Below are 720 nucleotides of genomic sequence, written 5' to 3'. Positions count from 1 at the left end.
GGTTGATTTCTTTTCCTCGGGGTACTTAGATGTTTCAGTTCCCCCGGTTCGCCTCGTTAACCTATGTATTCAGTTAACGATAGTGCAACGAATTGCACTGGGTTTCCCCATTCGGACATCGCCGGGTCAAAGGTTCATATCACCTCGCCGGCGCTTTTCGCAGATTAGCACGTCCTTCATCGCCTCTGACTGCCAGGGCATCCACCGTGTACGCTTAGTCGCTTAACCTCACAACCCGAAGATGTTTCACTTCTGATTGCGAAAATTTGAGAGACTCGAACACACATAACATGTGTGTCGTTTCAATTTTCAGCTTGATCCAGATTTTTAAAGAGCAAAACTTCGCAGTGCACCTTTTCAGGTTCACTCTGAAGTTTTCTTGTGTTCGCAGTAAAAGATGGTGGAGCTATGCGGGATCGAACCGCAGACCTCCTGCGTGCAAAGCAGGCGCTCTCCCAGCTGAGCTATAGCCCCATCGTTTGCAATCTCTGTACCGCTCATCCTTTAAAAGGAGTTTGGTAGGCCTGAGTGGACTTGAACCACCGACCTCACCCTTATCAGGGGTGCGCTCTAACCACCTGAGCTACAAGCCTGCAGAGATTTTTTACTGCTGTTTTTCATCAGACAATCTGTGTGAGCACTGCAAAGGCAGGTTCTTTAAGGTAAGGAGGTGATCCAACCGCAGGTTCCCCTACGGTTACCTTGTTACGACTTCACCCC

Annotated in this window: 2 tRNA genes and 2 rRNA genes; all 4 read right to left on the bottom strand. The window is 49.0% G+C overall.

Going from position 1 to position 720, the window contains the following annotated elements:
- A 23S ribosomal RNA gene (locus HCH49_RS22145) occupies positions 1 to 228 on the bottom strand; the annotation flags it as partial.
- Positions 229 to 398: 170 nt separating this feature from the next.
- A tRNA-Ala gene (locus HCH49_RS22140) sits at positions 399 to 474 on the bottom strand.
- 42 nt (positions 475 to 516) lie between these two features.
- A tRNA-Ile gene (locus tag HCH49_RS22135) sits at positions 517 to 593 on the bottom strand.
- 70 nt (positions 594 to 663) lie between these two features.
- Positions 664 to 720: ribosomal RNA gene (locus HCH49_RS22130) — 16S ribosomal RNA — on the bottom strand; the annotation flags it as partial.

Source organism: Enterobacter sp. Y17, from assembly GCF_019730495.1.
Classification (GTDB): domain Bacteria; phylum Pseudomonadota; class Gammaproteobacteria; order Enterobacterales; family Enterobacteriaceae; genus Enterobacter; species Enterobacter asburiae_B.
This window is presented reverse-complemented; position numbering and strand designations above follow the sequence as displayed.